The 3,898-nt window shown below is 59.0% G+C and carries 6 protein-coding genes; 3 read left to right on the forward strand and 3 right to left on the reverse strand.

Annotation, left to right across the window (positions count from 1 at the left end; genetic code table 11):
• Positions 1 to 233 precede the first annotated feature (233 nt).
• Both BT116_RS29920 and BT116_RS29925 read left to right on the forward strand, forming a co-directional pair.
• Positions 234 to 1,424 carry an osmoprotectant NAGGN system M42 family peptidase gene (locus BT116_RS29920; protein WP_072349380.1) on the forward strand — a complete coding sequence of 397 codons (1,191 nt, stop codon included), beginning with the start codon at positions 234 to 236 and terminating at the stop codon, positions 1,422 to 1,424.
• A gap of 181 nt (positions 1,425 to 1,605) precedes the next feature.
• Positions 1,606 to 1,833, forward strand: a complete 228-nt coding sequence (locus tag BT116_RS29925) for a YheU family protein (protein WP_003199186.1) — start codon at positions 1,606 to 1,608, stop codon at positions 1,831 to 1,833.
• On the opposite strand, the gene csrA is transcribed toward BT116_RS29925, so the two are convergent.
• The 3 genes from csrA to BT116_RS29940 form a co-directional block, all read right to left on the reverse strand.
• Complete coding sequence (gene csrA / locus BT116_RS29930; RefSeq protein ID WP_072349382.1) at positions 1,822 to 2,022, reverse strand: carbon storage regulator CsrA; 201 nt, start codon at positions 2,020 to 2,022, stop codon at positions 1,822 to 1,824. The two genes, BT116_RS29925 and csrA, sit on opposite strands and share 12 nt — an antisense overlap.
• A gap of 151 nt (positions 2,023 to 2,173) precedes the next feature.
• Positions 2,174 to 2,506, reverse strand: coding sequence for a YnfA family protein (locus BT116_RS29935; RefSeq protein WP_072349386.1), 333 nt, complete (start codon positions 2,504 to 2,506; stop codon positions 2,174 to 2,176).
• A 57-nt stretch (positions 2,507 to 2,563) separates the two neighbouring features.
• Positions 2,564 to 3,379, reverse strand: coding sequence for an SDR family oxidoreductase (locus BT116_RS29940; RefSeq protein ID WP_072349384.1), 816 nt, complete (start codon positions 3,377 to 3,379; stop codon positions 2,564 to 2,566).
• A gap of 232 nt (positions 3,380 to 3,611) precedes the next feature.
• On the opposite strand from BT116_RS29940, the gene BT116_RS29945 reads away from it, so the two are divergent.
• Positions 3,612 to 3,764: a DUF3309 family protein gene (locus BT116_RS29945; protein WP_018606531.1), complete on the forward strand. Its 153-nt coding sequence runs from the start codon at positions 3,612 to 3,614 to the stop codon at positions 3,762 to 3,764.
• The last annotated feature ends 134 nt before the right edge of the window (positions 3,765 to 3,898 follow it).

Genomic DNA, 3,898 nt, shown 5'->3' on the forward strand with positions numbered 1-3,898 from the left:
AAGTTGGGTATGAGGGTGGTCGATGCAGCTTAAAAGCTTTTTAAAAACAGAGGGTTGTATTTTGTTTGATGAGAGCTTGCTCCCGCTGGGCTGCGATGCAGCCCTTCTCCGTTGCCCTCCGGGTTGGTGCATTGACCTGGAGCTCAAAGGGGACCGCTTCGCGGTCCAGCGGGAGCAAGCTCCCTCGCCACAAGGTTCCGCTAATTCAACTTAATGTTCCGTGAGGAGTTTCCATGATCAGCAAAATTCCCGAACCGGATCTCGAATACCTGCAAAAGGTCCTGCTGGAGATGCTCGCCATTCCCAGCCCTACCGGCTTTACCGACACCATCGTGCGTTATGTCGCCGAGCGGCTCGAAGAGCTGGGTATCGCTTTTGAAATGACCCGCCGTGGCACAATCCGCGCCACGCTCAAGGGGCGCAAGAGCAGCCCCGACCGGGCCGTGTCGGCGCACTTGGATACCATCGGTGCCTCAGTGCGGGCCATCAAGGACAACGGCCGCCTGACCTTGGCACCGGTGGGATGCTGGTCCAGCCGATTTGCCGAAGGTAGCCGGGTCAGCCTGTTTACCGACACCGGCGTGATCCGTGGCAGCGTGCTGCCATTGATGGCGTCCGGGCACGCGTTCAATACCGCCGTGGATGAACTGCCCATCAGTTGGGACCACATCGAGCTGCGCCTGGACGCCTACTGCGCCACGCGCGCCGATTGCGAAACCCTGGGGGTAGGCATCGGTGATTACGTCGCCTTCGATCCCCTGCCGGAATTCACCGAAAGCGGCCACATCAGCGCCCGGCACCTGGACGACAAAGCTGGGGTCGCAGCCCTGTTGGCGGCGCTCAAGGCGATTGTCGAGAGCGGCGAAGAACTGCTGATCGATTGTCACCCGCTGTTCACCATCACCGAGGAAACCGGCAGCGGTGCAGCGGCAGCACTGCCCTGGGATGTCAGCGAATTTGTCGGCATCGACATCGCGCCCGTCGCCCCTGGCCAGCACTCAAGCGAACATTCGGTCAGCGTGGCGATGCAGGACTCCGGAGGCCCCTACGACTATCATCTGTCGCGGCACTTGCTGAAACTGGCCAAGGAGAACGAGATACCGGCACGCCGCGACCTGTTCCGCTACTACTTCAGCGACGCTCATTCGGCCATCACCGCCGGCCACGATATCCGTACCGCCCTGCTCGCCTTCGGCTGCGACGCCACCCATGGCTACGAACGCACCCACATCGACAGCCTGGCCGCCCTCAGTCGCTTGCTCGGCGCCTACATCCTCAGCCCGCCGGTGTTCGCCAGCGACGCGCAACCCGCCCAAGGCTCACTGGACCGCTTCAGTCATCAGATCGAACACGATACCCAGATGGAAAGCGATACCCGGGTGCCATCGGTGGATAGCCTGGTGGGGCAGCGCTCCGATAGCTGATCCAACATTCACAGTCTGGGCTATTGCCATCGCGAGCAAGCTCGCTCCCACAGAGGAATGCATTTCAAGTGTGGGAGCGAGCTTGCTCGCGATGAGGCCAGAACCGGCCCCACAAAACCCAAGGCTAGCCGCAAAAGCCCATTGGCCGTAGCATCGTCCTATTGTCTAGCCGAGGTACCCCATGCTCATCCCCCACGACCAACTCGAAGTCGACACGCTCACCCGCCTGATCGAGGATTTCGTGACCCGCGACGGCACCGACAATGGTGACGACACCCCGCTGGAAACGCGGGTTCTGCGGGTCAGGCAAGCCCTGACCAAAGGCCAGGCGTTGATCGTCTTCGACCCCGAAAGTGAACAGTGTCAACTGATGCTCAAGCACGACGTGCCAAAACACCTATTCGACTGAACAGGCCTTGCGAATGGCCTGGGCCTTTTTCTTCTGGATCTTGTCGTAGATTTCGGAGCGATGGACATCAACGTGCCGTGGCGCTTCCACGCCGAAACGCACCGTGCCGCCGCTGACCGACAGCACACGGACGGAAATATCGTCACCAATGGAAATCAACTCACCTACAGCGCGGCTTAATACAAGCATGGTTCTTGTCCTTAAGAATGTCTGGACCCTGACCATGCCCGGCCTGTTCCCCGTTCTCAAGACACCCGCGAGAATTCAGTAAGGCCCTACAAGCAAAGTTCTTGTGACTGACGGAAACTTCCTGCAAAACCCTGTCGGACCGTCGGTTATTTCAGGGTGCCGAGAACCGCGGGCCGAATAGAATCACACTCGCACCCAAGACGCAGAGTGCCACGCCAATCCAGTCGGACCCCAATGGCCGCACTCGCTCAACCACTGCCAGCCAGCCGATCGAGGCAATGATATAGAGGCCGCCATAAGCGGCGTAGGCGCGCCCGGCGTACGCCGCTTCGACGCGGGTCAACAACAGGGCGAACAATGTGAGACTGAGCAACGCCGGGGCTATCCACCAGGCACTCTTGCCCTGGCGCAACCACATCCAGAAGGCGTAGCAGCCCGCGATCTCAAACAGGGCGGCGAGAAAAAACCACAGGTAATTGAGCATGCAGATGTCCATCAGGAAGGCCGAATGGCGCCATCCTGAGGACATCGGGCACCCAGGTCAATTGAGGTTTTGCCGGGCTTTGGCGCGCATCTTGTCAGCCATGACGGTCATTTCGTCGTACAGCGACTGTGGGTTCTTCTGCTTGAGGGCCCAAGCCATGCGCCCCTGTTCGTGGGGCAGGATCATGAACTGGCCCTGGGCAACCTGCTGGTAGATGTAGTCGGCAATATCCGTGGCGCTGATCGGTGAGCTTTCCAGCAACTTGCCGACCTGGGCCTTCATGGCCGGGGTCGGGCCACGGAAGGAGTCCAACAGATTGGTCTGGAAGAACGACGGGCACACCACGTGTACACCCACTTCCTGCTGCGCCAGCTCCACCAGCAGGCTTTCCGACAGCGCCACGACACCCGCCTTGGCCACGTTGTAGTTGCTCATGGCCGGGCCCTGCATCAGGGCTGCCATGGAGGCGATGTTGATGATCTTGCCACGGCTTTTTTCCAACAGCGGCAGGAACGCCTTGCAGCCCTTGACCACACCCATGAGGTTGATCGCGATCTGCCAGTCCCAATCCTCCAGGGAAAGCTCGCTGAAGAAGCCGCCCGAGGCCACGCCAGCATTGTTGACGATGATATCGATACCGCCGAATTTCTCTTCGCAGGCCTGGGCGAACGCAGTCAATTGGCTGTAGTCGCGCACGTCGCAGCGCTGGATGAAGCCGTCGCCACCGGCACCACGCACTAGCTTGAGGGTTTCCACGAGGCCCGATTCGCTGACATCCGATAAGGCCAGGCGCCATCCTTCGCGGGCCCAGCGCAGCGCGATTTCGCGACCCAGGCCAGAGCCGGCACCAGTGATCATCATGCGATTTTGCATAGCAGACAGCCTTGTTGTTCCGGGAGAGATAGGCCGAGTGTAGCGAAGGCGTTCAACGGACCCACGCTCCATCAGAGTGCTGAATGGCGAGGGCAAACCGTAGGCGCTACAAAAACTTTGAATTTTCTACAAGGCGCAACGGTCGGACTTATTAAGCCGCCCGGATTTAACGCATGCGCGCTGGTAGTTGGAAGTTGTATCACTCCAGAACTGACCAATAAGGAAATCTACAATGGGCACAATACTTATCATTATCCTGATCCTCCTGCTGATCGGTGGTCTCCCAGTCTTCCCGCACTCAAGAAGTTGGGGTTACGGCCCGTCCGGTATCATCGGTGTGGTGTTGGTGGTGCTGTTGATCCTGCTACTACTGGGCAAGATATAAACCACGAAGCAAGCGCAAAAAAAAAGAGGCCTTGGCAGGTAATGCCAGTCAGTTAAGCCTTCTCGCTTGACCTTTGGCCGCAAGAAATCAAAATCCGATGCCTGTACTGGCATCGGATTTTTTTATGCGTCTCG

It is taken from the genome of Pseudomonas sp. NFACC16-2, from assembly GCF_900119205.1.
Lineage (GTDB): Bacteria > Pseudomonadota > Gammaproteobacteria > Pseudomonadales > Pseudomonadaceae > Aquipseudomonas > Aquipseudomonas fluorescens_Q.

What these genes read in the sequence shown, in the direction of transcription:
- BT116_RS29920 (WP_072349380.1), top strand. Translation starts at nt 234, where the DNA reads ATGATCAGCAAAATTCCCGAACCGGATCTCGAATACCTGCAAAAGGTC.
- BT116_RS29925 (WP_003199186.1), top strand. Translation starts at nt 1,606, where the DNA reads ATGCTCATCCCCCACGACCAACTCGAAGTCGACACGCTCACCCGCCTG.
- csrA (WP_072349382.1), bottom strand. Translation starts at nt 2,022, where the DNA reads ATGCTTGTATTAAGCCGCGCTGTAGGTGAGTTGATTTCCATTGGTGAC.
- BT116_RS29935 (WP_072349386.1), bottom strand. Translation starts at nt 2,506, where the DNA reads ATGCTCAATTACCTGTGGTTTTTTCTCGCCGCCCTGTTTGAGATCGCG.
- BT116_RS29940 (WP_072349384.1), bottom strand. Translation starts at nt 3,379, where the DNA reads ATGCAAAATCGCATGATGATCACTGGTGCCGGCTCTGGCCTGGGTCGC.
- BT116_RS29945 (WP_018606531.1), top strand. Translation starts at nt 3,612, where the DNA reads ATGGGCACAATACTTATCATTATCCTGATCCTCCTGCTGATCGGTGGT.